The 16,176-nt window shown below is 70.3% G+C and carries 15 protein-coding genes; 9 read left to right on the top strand and 6 right to left on the bottom strand.

What is annotated here, in order from left to right; genetic code table 11:
- The first annotated feature begins 2 nt into the window (after positions 1-2).
- The 3 genes from OG734_RS31820 to OG734_RS31810 are packed head-to-tail and all read left to right on the top strand — an operon-like array spanning position 3 to position 2,961.
- Positions 3-1,175 (top strand): glycosyltransferase, encoded by a 1,173-nt coding sequence (locus OG734_RS31820; RefSeq protein WP_330293861.1) that lies wholly within the window; start codon positions 3-5, stop codon positions 1,173-1,175.
- Positions 1,172-1,819, top strand: a complete 648-nt coding sequence (locus OG734_RS31815) for a lipopolysaccharide biosynthesis protein (protein WP_330290879.1) — start codon at positions 1,172-1,174, stop codon at positions 1,817-1,819. Before OG734_RS31820 ends, OG734_RS31815 begins: the two co-directional genes overlap by 4 nt.
- Positions 1,816-2,961, top strand: coding sequence for a GNAT family N-acetyltransferase (locus tag OG734_RS31810; protein WP_330290878.1), 1,146 nt, complete (start codon positions 1,816-1,818; stop codon positions 2,959-2,961). The genes OG734_RS31815 and OG734_RS31810 overlap by 4 nt, the downstream gene beginning before the upstream one ends.
- Positions 2,962-2,983: 22 nt before the next feature.
- On the opposite strand, the gene OG734_RS31805 is transcribed toward OG734_RS31810, so the two are convergent.
- Positions 2,984-4,390, bottom strand: coding sequence for a glycoside hydrolase family 26 protein (locus tag OG734_RS31805; RefSeq protein ID WP_330290877.1), 1,407 nt, complete (start codon positions 4,388-4,390; stop codon positions 2,984-2,986).
- Between the two features lie 159 nt (positions 4,391-4,549).
- Here OG734_RS31805 and OG734_RS31800 point away from each other — a divergent pair, with 159 nt between their 5' ends.
- Positions 4,550-5,848 carry a carboxylate--amine ligase gene (locus OG734_RS31800; RefSeq protein WP_330290876.1) on the top strand — a complete coding sequence of 433 codons (1,299 nt, stop codon included), beginning with the start codon at positions 4,550-4,552 and terminating at the stop codon, positions 5,846-5,848.
- Complete coding sequence (locus OG734_RS31795) at positions 5,848-7,116, top strand: NAD(P)-binding domain-containing protein (RefSeq protein ID WP_330290875.1); 1,269 nt, start codon at positions 5,848-5,850, stop codon at positions 7,114-7,116. Before OG734_RS31800 ends, OG734_RS31795 begins: the two co-directional genes overlap by 1 nt.
- Before the next feature lie 202 nt (positions 7,117-7,318).
- Here OG734_RS31795 and OG734_RS31790 read toward each other — a convergent pair whose 3' ends face one another.
- Both OG734_RS31790 and OG734_RS31785 read right to left on the bottom strand, forming a co-directional pair.
- Complete coding sequence (locus OG734_RS31790; protein WP_330290874.1) at positions 7,319-7,546, bottom strand: chaplin; 228 nt, start codon at positions 7,544-7,546, stop codon at positions 7,319-7,321.
- 310 nt (positions 7,547-7,856) lie between these two features.
- Positions 7,857-8,264 carry a rodlin gene (locus OG734_RS31785; protein WP_330293860.1) on the bottom strand — a complete coding sequence of 136 codons (408 nt, stop codon included), beginning with the start codon at positions 8,262-8,264 and terminating at the stop codon, positions 7,857-7,859.
- A 251-nt stretch (positions 8,265-8,515) separates the two neighbouring features.
- Between OG734_RS31785 and OG734_RS31780 the strand changes: the two genes are divergently transcribed.
- From OG734_RS31780 to OG734_RS31770, 3 genes are all read left to right on the top strand, one after another.
- Entirely contained in the window at positions 8,516-8,926 is a 411-nt protein-coding gene (locus OG734_RS31780; RefSeq protein ID WP_330290873.1) for a rodlin, read from the top strand.
- Positions 8,927-9,135: 209 nt separating this feature from the next.
- Positions 9,136-10,113, top strand: coding sequence for an LCP family protein (locus OG734_RS31775; protein ID WP_330290872.1), 978 nt, complete (start codon positions 9,136-9,138; stop codon positions 10,111-10,113).
- 166 nt (positions 10,114-10,279) lie between these two features.
- Complete coding sequence (locus OG734_RS31770; protein WP_330290871.1) at positions 10,280-10,687, top strand: rodlin; 408 nt, start codon at positions 10,280-10,282, stop codon at positions 10,685-10,687.
- A gap of 86 nt (positions 10,688-10,773) precedes the next feature.
- Here the strand turns inward: OG734_RS31770 and OG734_RS31765 are convergent, their stop codons facing one another.
- On the bottom strand, positions 10,774-12,729 hold the full coding sequence (locus tag OG734_RS31765) for an AMP-dependent synthetase/ligase (RefSeq protein ID WP_330290870.1): 1,956 nt from the start codon (positions 12,727-12,729) through the stop codon (positions 10,774-10,776).
- Positions 12,730-12,901: 172 nt separating this feature from the next.
- Here OG734_RS31765 and OG734_RS31760 point away from each other — a divergent pair, with 172 nt between their 5' ends.
- The gene (locus OG734_RS31760; protein WP_330290869.1) at positions 12,902-13,537 is read left to right on the top strand and encodes a chorismate mutase; all 636 of its coding nucleotides are present in this window, start codon (positions 12,902-12,904) and stop codon (positions 13,535-13,537) included.
- A 15-nt stretch (positions 13,538-13,552) separates the two neighbouring features.
- Here OG734_RS31760 and OG734_RS31755 read toward each other — a convergent pair whose 3' ends face one another.
- A complete protein-coding gene (locus OG734_RS31755; RefSeq protein ID WP_330290868.1) occupies positions 13,553-15,145 on the bottom strand; it encodes a vWA domain-containing protein in 1,593 nt (530 codons plus the stop codon).
- Positions 15,146-15,302: 157 nt separating this feature from the next.
- Positions 15,303-16,166: an ABC transporter permease gene (locus OG734_RS31750; protein ID WP_330293859.1), complete on the bottom strand. Its 864-nt coding sequence runs from the start codon at positions 16,164-16,166 to the stop codon at positions 15,303-15,305.
- Positions 16,167-16,176 lie beyond the last annotated feature (10 nt).

Below are 16,176 nucleotides of genomic sequence, written 5' to 3'. Positions count from 1 at the left end.
CTGTGAAAGCCCTGCACATCATCACCGGGCTCGGAGTCGGCGGCGCCGAGCAGCAACTTCGGCTACTGCTGCGGCACTTGCCGGTCGACTGCGATGTCGTGACGCTCACCAACCCGGGGTCGGTCGCCGACGGTCTGATCGCCGACGGCGTCCGGGTCGTCCACCTCGGCATGGCCGGCAACCGGGATCTCGCCGCCCTGCCCCGTCTGGTCGACGTCATCCGCTCCGGCCGCTACGACCTTGTGCACACGCATCTCTACCGGGCCTGCGTGTACGGCAGGATCGCCGCGCGGCTCGCGGGCGTACGGGCCATCGTCGCCACCGAACACTCTCTGGGCGACTCGCAGATGGAGGGGCGGCGGCTGACCGCCGGGGTCCGCGCGCTGTACCTCGCCGGCGAACGGCTCGGCAGCACCACCGTCGCCGTGTCCCCGACGGTCGCCGAGCGGCTCCGCCGCTGGGGTGTGCCCGCGCCCCGCATCGAGGTCGTCCCCAACGGCATCGACCTGGCCCGCTTCCGCTTCGACCCGGTCGCCCGCCGCCGCACCCGCGAGCGCCTCGGGCTGCCCGAGGGGGCGTACGTCGTCGGCGGCGTCGGACGGCTCGCACCGGGCAAGCGCTTCGGCGACCTCATCGGCGCCCTGGCTCAACTCCCTGACGACTACTGGCTGTTGTTCGTCGGCGGCGGCCCCGAGGAGCAGGTCCTGCGGCGCACCGCGAACGAGGCGGGCGTCGCCGACCGGGTGCTGTTCACCGGCGAACGGCCCTACGTACCGGACGGCACCCCCGGCCCCGACCTGCCCTCGCTCACCGCCGCGATGGACCTGCTCGCCTCTCCCTGCCCGGAGGAGGCCTTCGGGCTGGCCGTCGTGGAGGCACTCGCCGCCGGGCTACCCGTCCGGTACGTCTCCTGCCCGGCGATCGAGGACCTCCCCCCGGAGGCCGCCGAGGGCGCCCGACGCGTACCCGGCGGCGCGGACTCCTTCGCGCGCGCCCTCGCCGAGGCCCGCGCGCTGGGCCCACGGGACCGCACACCCCCCGCCGCCGCCCACCACTACGACATCACCCGCAGCGCCGCCCAGCTCATGGACGTGTACGCGGCGACCACCCCTGCCATCAACCCGTCCCCGTCCCCGTCCCCGTCCCCGTCAACTCAGGGAGCCCCCTCCTCATGACCGAGAACACCAACAGAGCCCCCCGCCTCGCGCCCCGCAACCGCACCCTCCCCCCGTGGACCCTCCTCGCGGCCGGCGCCGTGCTCGGCGGCCTCCTCGGCGGCGCGTACGGCACCTTCAAGCCGCCCACCTACACGGCCACGAGCTACGTCATCGCCGTACCGACCGAAAAGTCCGACCCGGCGTCCGCGCTCGGTTTCGCACAGGCGTACGGGCGGGTCGCCACGCAGCTCGCGGTGCTCGGGGACGCCCAGGCGTTGGCCGGCGTACCGGTGTCGACGCTGCGGAAGAGCGTGCAGACGGCGACCTCGCCCGACGCGCCCATGGTCGCCGTGTCCGCCACCTCCCCGCGCCGCGACCGCGCCGCCGCCATGGCCAACGCCGTGGCGCGCTCCCTCACCCTGCACGCCAACGACACCAAGGACTCCACCCACGTGGAGCTGCTGGAGTTCTCGCGCGCGGTCAAGCCGGCCGGTCCGTCCTCGGCCCCGGCCGCCGTGACCGGGCTGGTCGGCGCGAGCGCGGGCGGACTCCTCGGCGGGCTGGTGCTGCTGGTGCGGCCCCGGCGACGTACGGAGGAACCGCCGCCCGCGGCCTCCGTACCGGGCCCGGCCGTCGCCGCCGACGCACATGGACAGCTGTGACGGTCACGACCACGGGCGCCCTGCGCACCGAAGTCGTCAGCGACGAGGCCGCGTTCGCCGAACTCGCCCCGGCCTGGGGCCGGTTGTACCGGCGGTGCGGCGCGGCGACCCCGTTCCAGAGCCATGCGTGGCTGCACTCGTGGTGGCTGTCGTACGGCGTCGCGGGCCGGCTGCGGATCGTCGTGGTCCGCGATCCGGAGGGCGAACTCCTCGCCGCCGCCCCGCTGATGCGCGTACACCGCCCGCTGCCCGCCCTGGTGCCGCTCGGCGGCGCGATCTCCGACTACGGTGATGTGCTCCTCGACGACGAGGCGGCCGACGAGGCCGCCGACGCTCTCGCCGAGGGACTCTCCGAAGCCGCCCGCACCGCCCTGATCGACCTCCGCGAGGTCCGGCCGGGGGGCGCTGCGGAACGCGTGTACGAGCGCTGGCGGGGTCCGCGCCGTCAGGTCAGGGACTCCCTGTGCCTGGAGCTGCCCGCCGTCTCGATGGACGGTCTGGTCTCCCGCCTCCCCTCCTCGAAAGCCCAGCGGGTCCGCGCCAAGCTGCGCAAGCTGACCGCGCTCGGCGTCGAACGACGCGTCGTCCGCCCCGACGAGGTCGACGCGGCCCTGGCCCGCCTCCTCGAACTGCACCAACTCCAGTGGCAGGGACGGAAGGTGACGTCGGAACACCTCCAGCCCCGGTTCCGCGAGCACCTCGCCCGCTCGGTGGGGCCGATGGTGCGCTCCGGGGACGCCGTGGTCACCGAGTTCCGCCTCGACGACAGCGTGGTAGCCGTCGATCTGACGCTGCTGTCGGGACGCCTCGCGGGCGGCTATCTGTACGGCGCTCATCCTGGCCTGCGGAAACGAAAGGCCGACGTCGCCGTGATGCTGCTCGACGCCTGCGCCCAGCACACGGGGACAGGCGGGCACGGCACGCTCAGCCTGCTGCGCGGTGACGAGCCCTACAAGCACCACTGGCGTCCCGAACCCGTCGTCAACCAGCGGCTGTTGCTGGCCCGGCGGCTGACGGCACCACTCATGTCGGCGGTCCTGTGCGATGTCGCCGCCCGCAGCCGGGGCAAGGAACTCCTGCGCCGGCTACGGGAACGCGCCGGAAACGATGACGGCAACGGCAACGGTGGCGGCGGATCGTGAACGACCCGCCGCCACCGGGCGGTCACCGGTTGCGCGACCACCAGTCGAAGCGCAGGCACAGCTTCCCGCCCATCCAGTACTCCACCCAGTCGCCCAGCTCCAGCGGCGAGCAGTTGGGCGGCGGCAGCGGCACGGGCGGGGTGACCGGGTCCGTGGGCTTCGGCGGTTCGGGGGTCGGGTCCGGCGTCGGCACGGTCGGCTCCGTGTCCTTACGGCCCGTCAGGATCTGGCGGTACACCTCGGACGCCTTCGGATTGCTGCCGCACTGCCACACGCCGTGCGGACAGTAGTCGGTCAGCGTGTTGTACAGCGGCTTGTGCTCGTCCATCCACGCGAGCATGCGCCGCATGTACTCCGGATTGTCACCGTTGCGGAACAGCCCCCATTCCGGATAGGAAATGGGCTTTCCGTGGGCCTTGGCGAAGTCCACATGTGCCTGAAGTCCGTAGGGCTCGGTCACCTGCTCGTCGAATGACAGTCCCCGGGGCTGGTCATATGCATCCATTCCGATGATGTCGACCGTGTCGTCCCCCGGATAGCACTGCGGCCACGGAATGGCGTCCTTACCCCGGGTCGGATTGAAATCGAACCGGAATTTCTGGCCCGGCACCGCACGCATGGTGGTGACGATCCTGTTCCAGTACCTCTTCCAGGCCTCCGGGTCCGGCCCGCAGCGATGGGTGTACGTGATGCCGTTCATTTCCCAGCCGAGCACGATGACCGTGTCCGGGATGTTCTGCTCGACCAGTCGCTCGGCCAGGGCGCGGAAGTGGTGATCGAAGAGACCGGCCGCGCCGCGCCTCAACTGCACCCGGACCTGCCAGTCGGAGACACCCTCCTCGTTGCGCTCCAGCATGGGCACGTTGAGGACGAACAGCCGGTCCTCCTCGGCTCGCCGCCAGTCCGCCCACACATCGAGGAACCCGGGCAGCCCCTCGATGTTGGTCCACCGGTCACCCGGCAGGTAGGTGTGCCCGACCTCGAGATCGGCATCGCCCAGCCAGCGGCTGAGCTCGGCGATCCTGGCCGTGCCCCGGGTGCCGTCGTAGTCGACGTACGCGCCGAACGCGCCGAACGCGGGCAGCCGGGGGGCCTCCGGCGGCTCCGGGGGTTCCGGCGGCTCGGGGTTGGGGGGTTCGGGGGCCACGGGGGGTTCGAGGGCCACCGGGGGTTCGGGCGTCACGGGGGGTTTGGGGGCCACCGGGGGTTCGGGGGCCACCGGGGGTTCGGGTGTCACGGGCGCGACCGGTGCCACGATCCCGGTGGGTGGTGTCGGCTGCGTGACCGTGTCCGGTGCGGGGACGGGAGGATCGGCCACCCCCGCGCCCACGGCGTGTCCCGGCCCCGCCGCCAGGACGGCCGACGCGGCGACCGCCGCCGCCAGGAACGCCAGCCGTCCGCTACGGGCCCGTCGCTTGTGTGGGGCCATGCCTGCTCCTTCCTCCACGCTCGCACTCCCTGTTCTGGTCTTTCTTTTCCACCTACTGACACTCAGTCATATGAATATGAATTCCGCCACCGCGCTTAGGACTTTCGAGTGTTCCGCTCCCCCGCACGAGTGAACCGACCCGAAGGAAACCCGAAAAATATGTCCGCGTCGCTGCTCGACACCCGCGTCCCCGCCGTCCTCGTGCGGATCGACCGGAATCCCTTTCACCACGGAACACTGGGCGCCGTACGCTCACTCGGCCGGGCGGGCGTCGACGTCCACCTGATCGCCGACGTCAGCGGAAGTCCCGTACGCAGATCCCGCTTCGTACGCCAACTGCATCCGCCGCCGCCACCCGGCGCCGCCCCCGCCGACATCGCCCGCGCACTGCTGCGGGTAGCCGCCCAGATCGCGCGGCCGGCCGTACTGATCCCGCTCGACGACGCGAGCGCCGTCGCGGTGGCCGGGGCCCGGGCCGAGCTGGCGCCCTCCTATCTGCTGCCCCATCAGCCCGGCGCGCTGGCCGAACGGGTGGCCGACAAGGCCGAACTCGCCGCCGTGTGCGCGACCGTGGGCATCCCGCACCCGCTGACACTTATCCCGGACAGCCCGTCCGAGGCCGCCGCCGCGGCCTGGCGACTGGGCCTGCCGGCGGTGGCGAAGTGGAGCCGCCCCTGGCTGCTCCCCGCGGACAGCGACCTACGCAGCACGGTCGTCGTACGCTCGGCGCGGCAGGCCAGAGAACTGTTCCTGCGAACGGAGGAGGCGGGCAGCCGACTTCTGCTCCAAGCGTTCCTGACCCCCGGACCGGACCTCGACTGGTTCTGCCACGGGTACGCCGACCGCACCGGGACCGTGCACGGCGGCGGCGCCGGCCGCAAACTCCACGCCTGGCCGCGCGGCGCCGGACTGACCGCGGTGGGCCACTGGACACCGAACGCGCCGGTGCGGGCCCTCGCCGAACGCCTGGTCGGCGAACTGGGCTACCGGGGCGTCTTCGACCTCGACTTCCGCCGCTGCGCCATCACCGGTGACTACCACCTGCTCGACTTCAACCCGCGCCCCGGCGCCCAGTTCCGGCTCTTCACCGACACGGCCGGGCTGGACGTCGTACGCGCCCAGCACCTCGACCTGACCCACCGTCCGATGCCCGAGGGGGCGCCCCGGCCCGGGCGGGCGTTCGTCGTCGAGAACTACGCGCCGCTCAGCGCGCTGCGCCCGGCGCCGGCCGGCCGCGAACTGGCCTGGCACGCCCCGGACGACCTCGTGCCCGGCTGGACGATGTGGGCCCTGTGGGCCCGGCACGCCGCCCGCCGGCTGCCGGCCCGGCTGCGCCGGCTGTGCCAACGGCCCGAACCGGACGACACGCAGGCACGCGTGGTCCGGCAGGCCACGAGTCCCCTCCCGCCCGAGATCGACAACTCCCTGACCGACGACGAGAAAGCGAACAGTTACTGATGTACGACCTGCTGGTGGTGGGCGCCGGCCCATACGGCCTGTCCATCGCCTCCCACGCCGCGGGCGCCGGGCTCCGCCTGCGCGTCCTCGGCCGACCCATGGCGTCCTGGCGCGACCACATGCCGCGGGGCATGTACCTCAAGTCGGAGCCGTGGGCGTCCAACCTGTCCGACCCCGACGGCCGCTGGCGCCTGGACACGTACTGCGCCGGTCAGGGCGTCGAGGCACGGCACGGACAGCCGATCCCGTTGGAGATGTTCGCCTCGTACGGCCAGTGGTTCGCCCGCAACGCCGTGCCCGAGGTCGACGAACGGACGGTGACACGGGTGGCGCCCGTCGCCGGGGGCTTCGAGGCGGTGACGGAGGACGGCGAGACGGTACGCGCCCGGACCGTCGCCCTGGCCGTCGGCGTGCTCCCCTTCGTCGAGATCCCCGCCGCGCTGCGCGCCCTCGGGCCCGGCCTGGTCTCGCACAGCAGCCACCACAGCGACCTCGACCGCTTCCGCGACCGGGACGTCACGGTGATCGGCGGCGGCCAGGCAGCCCTGGAAACGGCAGCCCTGCTCGCCGAACGGGGTTCCCGAGTAAGGGTGTTGGCCCGTGCGGAGCAGCTGAACTGGAACGAGGTACCGCCGCCGTGGGAGCGCTCCTGGTGGCGCTCGGCCCGCGCCCCGCACAGCGGCCTGGGCTGCGGCTGGCGCAACTGGTTCTACTCGGAACGCCCCAACCTCTTCCGCCGTCTTCCGGAACCGACCCGCGCCCGAATCGCCGCCACGGCCCTGGGCCCGGCGGGCGCCTGGTGGGTACGCGACCGTGTGGAATCGGCGGTGGAGATTGTCCTCGGTCAAGAGGTGATGCAGGCACGGGAGTTGGGGGGAGGCGGCAGCGGCGTACGGCTGGACACGGTCACCCGGTCCGGTGAGCGGCGCTCCCTGGAGACCGAACACGTCATCGCGGCAACGGGGTTCAGGGCGACCTGCGACCGACTGGGCCTGCTGGATCCCCAACTCGGCAGCGGTCTGGGCACGTTGGGAGACGGTTCACCGGCGGTCGGGCGGCACTTCGAGTCCTCGTACCCCGGCCTGTTCCTGGCCGGCCTGGTGACGGCATCCGGCTTCGGCCCGGCGATGCGCTTCGTACACGGCGCGACGTTCACCGCGGAGACGCTCGTACGTGGCGTACGGCGCCGGCTGCGGGCGGAGGCCCGGGCGGGTGGCGCGGTGGTGCCGGGGCCGAGGAGGCGGGTTGGGGTGCGCTCCGCTGGATAGACGGTTCGTTCGCTGCAGGGCCGGTGGGGGCTGGTCGCGCAGTTCCCCGCGCCCCTGGACGAGCTACGCGCCCCTTGCGGGGCGCGTAGCTCGTCCAGGTTTGATTATCTTTCCGCTGAGAGAGGCGAGGAAAAGCCGGCCTTGGCACCCAAAGGTTTTCCAAGGCCGGCCCAGACAGCGCCGAACGGCTGGTGCGACGACGTCAGTCGTTGATGCAGGTGTTACCGATCGTCGGGTTCAGCAGCGCGATGATGTTGATCGAGTTGCCACACACGTTGATCGGAACGTGGATGGGAACCTGGATCACGTTGCCGGAGAGGAAGCCCGGGGAGTGGGCGGCGTAGGCCTCCGCCTCGGCGTCGGCGAAGGCCGGGGAGGCCATTCCGAGCGCCATGATCGCGCCGGCGATGACAGCAACGCTCTTCTTCATGAAGTTTCCCTTCTCTGCGGTCATGCCTTATGTCGGCCGGAGGCCGAGCGAGCACAGCTGAACGGCTCGCACCATGACCGGCAGTTGTAAAACGAGGGATAGACAGTCGAAGAAACTACGGAACGTGGTCCCACAGGTAATTCACTCGAACGCCCGGAATCGACAGGAAACACGATCCACACGAAAGGCTTGAGGAAATCGGGGACATGAAAAAACTCGGGCAGCCCCCACACCGTGTGCGGGGGCTGCCCGAGCTGCTTTTGCGGGCGACCGGACGAATGTCGACGACCGGTCAGCCGACGGCAACAGATCAGCTGTTGCCGATGCCGTTCCCGGACAGGACCGGAATGTCGCTGAGAACGTGCGACAGCGGCTCGTCACCCTTGGCCTGCGTGGAGTTCTCGGCGCACTGCTGGTTCTGCGGGGCGGACAGGATCGGAACGTCCTGGACGGCGATCGGCACTCCACCGAGGATGGAGCCCACGTTGGCCTTGACGGGCAGACCGACACAGAGCTTGTTCAGGGTGCCCTGCGCCAGGCTCATCTGAGGGCTCATGTCGCCCTTGGTGAGGGAGTTGCCGAACTTCGAGACCGCACCGTTCCCGCTGACGGACTTGGTGCCGCCGTCGTCCGCTGTGGCAAGCGCCTGGGGGGCGGTCGCCGCCGACACTCCGACGACGGATACGGCTACCGCCGCCGCGGCCATTGCCTTCTTCAGCATTTCGCTTTCCTTTCCTGCAGAGACACACGTTCCTGCTCTCCCATCAACCGGATGCGCGGGGTTTGGTTTCGTGTATTCACCCGGTTGGCCCTTTCCTGGCCCGCAGTTTCATAGAAACGCTCGGCTCACACGCCCTCGGAGACACCCCTCGCTGTGGGCCATCGGAGTGAACCGGAGCAACCATGCGTGCTCAAGGCAGTTGATCAGAACGCTCCGGTGGACGGGGTTTCTTCCGAAGGGACTAGCAAGTGATCAAGAAGGTTATGGCTGCCGCCGCAGTCGCCGCTTCCGTCATCGGTGCTTCCGCCGCAGTCGCGCCGCAGGCCATGGCGATCGCCAACGACGGTGGCACGACCTCCATCAGCGGCAACGGCGCCGAGCAGAAGTTCGGCAACTCGGCCACGTACGGCAACATGAGCCCGCAGATGGCGCTCATCCAGGGGTCGTTGAACAAGCCGTGCATCGGCCTCCCGGCGAAGCTCAACCTCGGTGGCGCCGCCGGCGTCGTGCCGATCGCCGTTCAGGACATCCCGATCCTGTCGGCCCCGCAGAACCAGCAGTGTGTCGAGAACTCGACGCAGGCCAAGGGCGACGAGCCCCTGTCGCACATCCTCAGCGACATCCCGGTCCTGTCCGGCAACGGCGTGGGCAACAACTGACCGGCATCACCAATACCACCGGGGACAGCTGAGCCAGGCGTACGTCCGGGCTCACTTCGAACCTTCACCAGCGGGCCGCCGAACTCTCGGCGGCCCGCTGGCCTACGTTGCGTCAGGTGACGACGAGACACCCTTTGCTCCCGTTTCCCCGTTTTTCCCGCCTGTGCGGCGTCGCGTTGCTGTGCGCAGCGACCGCGATCAGCTGTGGTGTGCCCCAGCAGCAGCCGCTGAGACCCATGGGCGGCGCCGCCGCCGCCAAAGGCACCGACATCCTGCTGCTGGGCACGGACGGCCGCGGCACCATCACCGAGAAGGAGCGTCGCAAGTTCCACGCGGGCGGCATTGCCTGCAACTGCGCGGACGTGATGATGCTCGTCCATGTGTCCGCCAAGCGCGACCGGGTCAGCGTGATCGGCCTGCCGCGCGACTCCTTCGCCACGATTCCGGCGTACAAACCCAAACCGTCCGCGAAACAGCGCCCCGCGCATCCCGCGAAGCTCAACGGCGCATACGCGGAAGGCGGCGCCAAGCTCGTCGAGCGGACGGTGGAGGCGGTGACCGGGGTGAGTGTCGAGCAGTATCTTCAGATCGACTTCCGGCGGTTCATCGACGCCGTCGACCAGGTCGACGGGGTCGAGGTGTGCACGAATCGGCAGCTCAAGGACTCCAAGACCAAGCTGAACCTGGCGCCGGGACGGCACCTGCTCAAGGGCGGGCAGTCCTTGCAGTACGTCCGCTCGCGGCATGTCGATGCGAGTGCCGATCTCGGGCGGATCCAGCGGCAGCAGCGGTTCCTGGTGTCGGCGCTGGAGCAGCTGACAGCTCGGAAGGTGCTCACGGACCCCGTCCTCATGGGCCGGGTCGCCCGGACGCTGCTCGGTCCGGCCAAGGTCGAGCAGGGCTTCGGGAAGGATGGCGTAAAGGCCATGGTCTGGCTCGCCTCGACACTGAGCAAGGTGCCGGCCACCCGGACGGAGTTCGCCACCGTGCCGATCGCCGGGTTCAACCCGCCGAAGGCGGGCATCGGTTCGACTCTGCGCTGGGACACCGCGAAGGCGAAGGCGATGTTCACCAAGGTGCGCGAGGACCGGCCACTGATCGCGGCGGGCTCGGATCCCAATCCTGGCGATCCTCCGGCGTTCGGGAAGGAAGTGCCGGTGCACGGGGACCGGCTGACCTGCCCCTGAGCAAGGCGGTCGTGCAGGAGGGCGAGTGGGCCTGTTTCCCCCGAACGACGGCTCGTACACCTCGCCCACTGGGCCAAACGGGGCAATCACCGCACCCCTGGCCGGGGTTGAACCGTTGACGATCACGCAGCTCCTTACCGGAGTCCGCTTTTCGAAGGGAACGAACATGAAGAAGCTGTGGGCAACCGCGGCCCTCGCCGCCTCCGTCGCCGCCATCTCGGCCACGGCAGCACCCCAGGCGCTGGCGATCGCCGACGACGGTGGCACCACGTCCATCAGTGGCAACGGTGCCAAGCAGACGTTCGGCAACTCGGCCACGTTCGGTGACATGAGCCCGCAGATGTCGCTGGTCCAGGGTTCGCTGAACAAGCCGTGCATCGGCCTCCCGGCCAAGGCCAACATCGGTTCCCTCGCCGGCGTGGCGGCGATCGCCGTCCAGGACGTCCCGATCCTGTCGGCCCCGCAGAACCAGCAGTGCGTCGAGAACTCGACGCAGGCCAAGGGCGACGAGCCCCTGTCGCACATCCTCAGCGACATCCCGATTCTGTCCGGCAACGGCGCCCACAACAGCTGAGTCTCCCCGCTCGGTTGCGGCGGCGGGTCACCGGTTCTCCGGTGGCCCGCCGTTCGGCGTTTCCGGCCGTACGTCCCTTTCCGGCCTCACTTGCTGTACAGCGCCTCGATCTCGGCCGCGTACACCTCCCGTACCGCGTGGCGTTTGACCTTGAGGGACGGGGTGAGCTGGCCGTTGTCCTCGGTGAACTCGCCCTCGACCAGGGTGAAGGCGCGAATCGACTCGGCCCGCGAGACCTCCGCGTTGGCGTGGTCCACGGCCCGCTGGACGTCGGCGCGCATCCGGGGGTCACGGATCACCTCGGACATGGGGGTGTCCGCGGGCATCCCCTGGACGACGAGCCAGTGGCTGACCGAATCGGGGGCGAGAGTGATCAGGGCGGCGACGAAGGGGCGGTTGTCGCCGACGACCATGCACTGGCCGACCGGCGCCCGGCTGCGCAGCCGGTCCTCCAGGACGGCCGGGGCGACGTTCTTGCCGCCGGAGGTGACGATGATGTCTTTCTTGCGGCCGGTGATGGTGAGGTAGCCGTCGTCGTCGAGGGCTCCGAGGTCTCCGGTCGCGAACCAGTCGTCGCGCAGCACTGCGTCCGTTGCCGCCGGGTTGTTCCAGTAGGCGCCGAAGACGACCGCGCCCTTGAGGAGGACCTCACCGTCGTCGGCGATCCGGACGGCGGTGCCGGGGACGGGGAGCCCGACCGTGCCGGGGCGGGGGGCCAAGGGCGGGACGAGGGTGGCGGCGGAGGTCGTCTCGGTCAGTCCGTAGCCCTCGTAGACGATGATTCCGGCGGCGTAGAAGAAGAGACTGAGGTCGCGGTCGAGCGGGGAACCGCCGCTGATGGCGTACCTCATGCGGCCGCCCAGTTCGTTGCGGATACGGCGGTACACAAGCAGGTCGTACAGGGCCCAGGCGGCGTAGAGGCGGAGGCCGGGGCCCTTGGCGGCACTGGGGCCGGTGCCTGCGCCTGTGCCTGTGTCGAGGAACTTTTCGAGGTACGACTCGGCGAAGCGGACGCCGATGCGGTGGGCGCGGTCGAAGGAGGCGGCGCGGCCCATCTTCTCGGCGGTCGCGCGGCCGGTGGCGTGGATCCGCTCGAAGAGGTACGGGACGCCGACCAGGAAGGTGGGCCTGAACTCCCGTAGTACCGGGCGGAGTTCGTCGGGCTTGATGCTCGGGAAGTGGCCGATCTCGATACGGGCCATCAGACAGCCGATCTGAAGGGCCCGGCCCATGATGTGGGCGAGGGGGAGAAAGAGGAGAGTCGAGGCGGTCTGGCCGGTGACCTCCTTGAAGATCGGGTGCAGCAGTTCGACGACGTTCGCCGCCTCGGCATGCAGGTTCGCGTGGGTGAGGACGCAGCCCTTCGGCTGTCCGGTGGTGCCGGAGGTGTAGCAGATCGTGGCGGTGGTGTCGGGGGTCAGGGCCGCTCGCCGCTTGGTCACCTCCGCGTCCGACATCTCCCGGCCCAGGGCGGTGAGTTCGGCCATCGCGTCCTCGTCCAGGGTGAGGACGCGCGGGGGTTCGGGGTGGGCGGCCGTGCCGGTGGTGACGGTGGCCGTGTTGTCCGGCGTTTCCGTGACGACCAGGCGGGCCCCCGAGTCCCGTACGATCCAGTCCACTTGAGCTGCGGACGAGGTGGCGTAGACGGGGACGGTCTGGCCGCCGGCCGCCCAGATCGCGAAGTCCAGGACCGTCCACTCGTAGCGGGTACGGGACATCACCGCGACCCGGCCGCCCGGTTCGAGGCCGGCGGATATCAACCCCTTTGCGATGGCGGTGACTTCGGCGGCGAAGGCGGCGGCTGTGATCGGGCGCCAGGTGCCGTCGTCCGCACGGCGGCGCAGGATCACCGCGTCGGGGGCCTCGGCCGCGTTGGTGTAGGGCAGATCGGCGGTGCTGCCTGTGGAGGGGGATGCCGCCATGGGGGCGGCGCGGGCCTCGCGGACGATGCCGGCCTTCTCGTCGCGGATCAGCTCGATCCGGTGGCGGGCCGCCAGATCGGTGCGGCGCTTCGCCTGCTTCAGATCCCTGCGTACGCCCATGACGGTCGCTCCCGGTGACTGGTCCCGCTCCTGATTCCGAGAAAAATTACCCGCGCGTAGCGGAAGTTCAATGGGTCGCGCGAAAGGGAGATTTTCGGAGCGGATATTTTGCTGCGTGGCGCGGGGCTACGGTCCGGCGCCGGCTTGACCTCCCCCCACCGAAAGGAACCCCGTGCGGTCCGTTCTACTCGCCGTGTGCGCGTCGGCCGTCTTGGCTGTCGCCGGTGCGGCGCCTGCTGTGGCTGTCGCCTCGACTCCGGTACGGGCAAGTGCCGTTGCCTCCTCCCCCATTTCCTCCACCCTCTCCTCCTCTGCCTCCTCCTCCGTCTCCTCCCTGGCTCCGCTGACCGACCTTTTCGCCGAGCGGTTGCTGGTGGCCGACAAGGTCGCCGCCGCCAAGTACGGCACCGACAAGCCGATCGACGATCCGGTACGCGAGCAGCAGATCCTCGACGATGTCTCCGCGCGGGCCGTCGGGCTCGGCCTCGACCCGGAGGCGGTGGCTGCGGTGTTCCGGGACCAGATCGAGGCGAACAAGGTGGTCCAGCGTGGGCTGTACGCGCGTTGGGACGCGCATCCCGAGCTGCGGCCCACCGAGCGGCCCGATCTGGTCAAGGAGGTTCGGCCGATTCTGGATCGGATCACCACTGAGTTGCTGGATGCGTTGAAGGAGACAGAGGGGGTTCGGTCGGGGGACGGGTGCGAGCTGCGGCTTGTGCTTGCTGCGGGGCGCTCCGCTTATGGGTACCGGTTGGATTGGTTGCATTTGGAGGGGCTTGGGCGGGCTGTGCCGTCTGTCTGCGGTTAGCGTGCCTTGGGTTGTTCAGTCCTCATAACGGTCCGCCTGTTCTATCGCCTCGGCCAGTTGGCGTACCGCCTTGTCCTCTGTCGTGTCCGCCAACTTGTCTGCCCTGTCGGCCAGTTCGTTGAGGGACGGGGCGCCCGGCAAGGTGGTCCAGCCGTCGTCGCCCTTGCGTAGGGCGTCGGCGAAGTAGGCGGCCACCGCGGTGATCTGGAGGCGGGACGGGGCGTCCCAGAGGGCTTCGTCCACCGCCTCCGACTCCAACTGGCCCGATTCCTCGTGGGGTTCGCGGGTCTCGGGGTCGAGCCAGCGGACCGTTGCCGTGGCCAGGTGGCCCGAGGCGGACTGCTTGGTGCGGACGGCGTACAGGGCGGTGACCGTGTGGCCGGGGCCTACCTCTCCCCCGTCCACGCGGTCGTCGCGGAAGTCGTCGTCGGCGACGCGGCGGTTGTCGTAGCCGATCAGGCGGAACTCGGCGACGGTCTCCGGGTCGAAGGCGACCTGGGCCTTGGCGTCGCGGGCCGTGAGGTCGATGTTGCGCGGGAGCTGCTCGCAGAACACCTCGCGGGCGTCGGTCTCGTTCGAGACGTAGGTGGTGTTGCCGTCGCCCTTGTCGGCGAGGCGTTCCATCAGGGCGTCGCCGTAGTCGCTGCCGACGCCGACGCCGAAGAGGGTGATGCCGTGTTCGCGGCGGGCGTCGGAGATGCGGTCGAGGATCGAGTCGGCGTCGGTGTCGCCGGTGTTGGCCAGCGCGTCCGAGACGAGCACGACCCGGTTGGTGGCGCCCTCGCGCAGGCCCTCGACGGCGGTGGCGTAGCCGGTGCGCACGCCTGCGCCGAGGTTGGTCGAGTCGGTCGGTTCCAGGTCGTCGATCGCGTGGTGGACGCGGTCGCGGTGGTCGTCGAGTCGGGTCATCGGCAGGACGGTCTCGGCTTCGTCGCTGAAGGTGACGATCGCGACCGAGTCGTCGTCGCGCAGTCGGTCCGTCATCACGCCGAGGGAGTCCTTGGCGAGGTCGAGGCGGCCGGGTTCGGCCATGGAGCCGGAGATGTCGATGACGAAGGTGAGGGCGGCCGGCGGGCGTTCGCCCTTCTGCCCGGCGGTGCGGGTGGCGAGACCCACACGGACGAGGGACCAGTCCTCGCGGTCGGTGCGGGCGCCGTCGACGGTGACCGAGAAACCGTTGCCGTCGGGGCGTTCGTAGTCCTGGCGGAAGCTGTTGACGAACTCCTCGGGGCGGACCGTCGACGGGTCGGGGCGGTGGCCGTCGGCGAGGGTGCGGCGCGCGTAGCCGTAGGAGGCGGTGTCGACGTCGAGCGCGAAGGTGGAGAGGTAGTCGGGGGACGGGGCGAAGTCTCCTTCCCTCTCTCCCTCCGTGTCGCCTTGATCGCCGTCCGATCGGCCGTCCTGCTGCTCGCCGGAGCCGTTGCTCTGGGCGGGCGCGGGTGCGTAGCCCGAGCCGCCCCCGGAGTCCTGCCGGCTGTCCGCCTTGCTGCTCTGGCCGCTGTCGCCCGTGTCGCCGCTGCACCCGGTGAGCAGCAGGCCGCCCGCGGCTGTCAGCGCGATCAGCGTGCCTTGCAGGCGTCGTGTTCGGTGGATCCGAGTCCGCTCCATCAGCCGTGCCCCCTCCGTCCGTTGACGTCGGACGACGTCAACTTCTGTGACTGTGACGGTGGAGGGGGCCGGAATGTGCGGTACGGGGTGTTGCGGATGGATCTCGAAGTGGCCACGAGGGACGGTCTCCGAGACCGGTAGGTGATCCTCCGGTGACCTAGGAGACGACGTCTTTGCGGGCGAAACCCCGGAAGGCCAGGGCAAACAGCACGAGGGCGTACGTTATCGAGACGGCTGTCCCCTGGATCATGCCGCCCCACTCCGGGCGGGGCTGGATGGCGTCGGCCCACGCGAACTGCCAGTGCGCCGGCAGGAAGTCGCGCCAGTCGCCGAGGGCCGTCACGGCGTCCAGGACGTTGCCGACGATGGTCAGGCCGACGGCGCCGCCGACCGCTCCCAGGGGGGCGTCCGTCTTCGTCGACAGCCAGAACGCCAGTCCCGCGGTGACAAGTTGGGACACGAAGAGGTACCCCACGACGACCACGAGGCGCTGGGCCGCCGTGCCCGCGGCGAGCGAACCGCCGGTGGGGATCTCCAGTGGCCCCCAGCCATAGGCCGCCGTGCCGACCGCGATGGCCACGACCGGCAGCAGCACCATCGCGGCCAGGCTCATGCCGAGGGCGACGGCGAGCTTGGACCACAGGAGGCGGGCGCGCGGCACCGGCGCCGCGAGCAGATAGCGCAGTGAGGACCAGCTGGCCTCCGAGGCGACCGTGTCCCCGCAGAACAGGGCGACGGGGATGACGAGCAGGAAGCCCGCGGAGACGAAGAGGTTGACGGCGGTGAAGTTGGCGCCGGACGCGGTGGCCGTGTCCATCAGGGAGACCTGGCCGTTGCGTCCGCCGGGCTCGCCCCCGATCGCGAACGCGGCGACGAGGATGAACGGCAGCGCGGCGAGGATGCCGCCCATGACGAGCGTACGGCGGCGCTTGAGCTGGCGGACCAGCTCGACGCGCAGGGGCAGTGTCCGCCGGGCGCGGTAGCCGTCGGCGGTCTCCGCCCGCTCCACGAGCGTGCTCATCGTGCTGCTT

It is taken from the genome of Streptomyces sp. NBC_00576 (assembly GCF_036345175.1).
GTDB lineage: Bacteria > Actinomycetota > Actinomycetes > Streptomycetales > Streptomycetaceae > Streptomyces.
Note: the sequence above shows the minus strand (reverse complement) of the source record. Positions and strands in the feature narration are given on the sequence as shown.

Excerpts from the sequence above, each read along its gene's own strand:
- OG734_RS31815 (WP_330290879.1), top strand. The coding sequence starts at position 1,172 with ATGACCGAGAACACCAACAGAGCCCCCCGCCTCGCGCCCCGCAACCGC.
- OG734_RS31805 (WP_330290877.1), bottom strand. The coding sequence starts at position 4,390 with ATGGCCCCACACAAGCGACGGGCCCGTAGCGGACGGCTGGCGTTCCTG.
- OG734_RS31800 (WP_330290876.1), top strand. The coding sequence starts at position 4,550 with ATGTCCGCGTCGCTGCTCGACACCCGCGTCCCCGCCGTCCTCGTGCGG.
- OG734_RS31795 (WP_330290875.1), top strand. The coding sequence starts at position 5,848 with ATGTACGACCTGCTGGTGGTGGGCGCCGGCCCATACGGCCTGTCCATC.
- OG734_RS31790 (WP_330290874.1), bottom strand. The coding sequence starts at position 7,546 with ATGAAGAAGAGCGTTGCTGTCATCGCCGGCGCGATCATGGCGCTCGGA.
- OG734_RS31770 (WP_330290871.1), top strand. The coding sequence starts at position 10,280 with ATGAAGAAGCTGTGGGCAACCGCGGCCCTCGCCGCCTCCGTCGCCGCC.
- OG734_RS31765 (WP_330290870.1), bottom strand. The coding sequence starts at position 12,729 with ATGGGCGTACGCAGGGATCTGAAGCAGGCGAAGCGCCGCACCGATCTG.
- OG734_RS31755 (WP_330290868.1), bottom strand. The coding sequence starts at position 15,145 with ATGGAGCGGACTCGGATCCACCGAACACGACGCCTGCAAGGCACGCTG.
- OG734_RS31750 (WP_330293859.1), bottom strand. The coding sequence starts at position 16,166 with ATGAGCACGCTCGTGGAGCGGGCGGAGACCGCCGACGGCTACCGCGCC.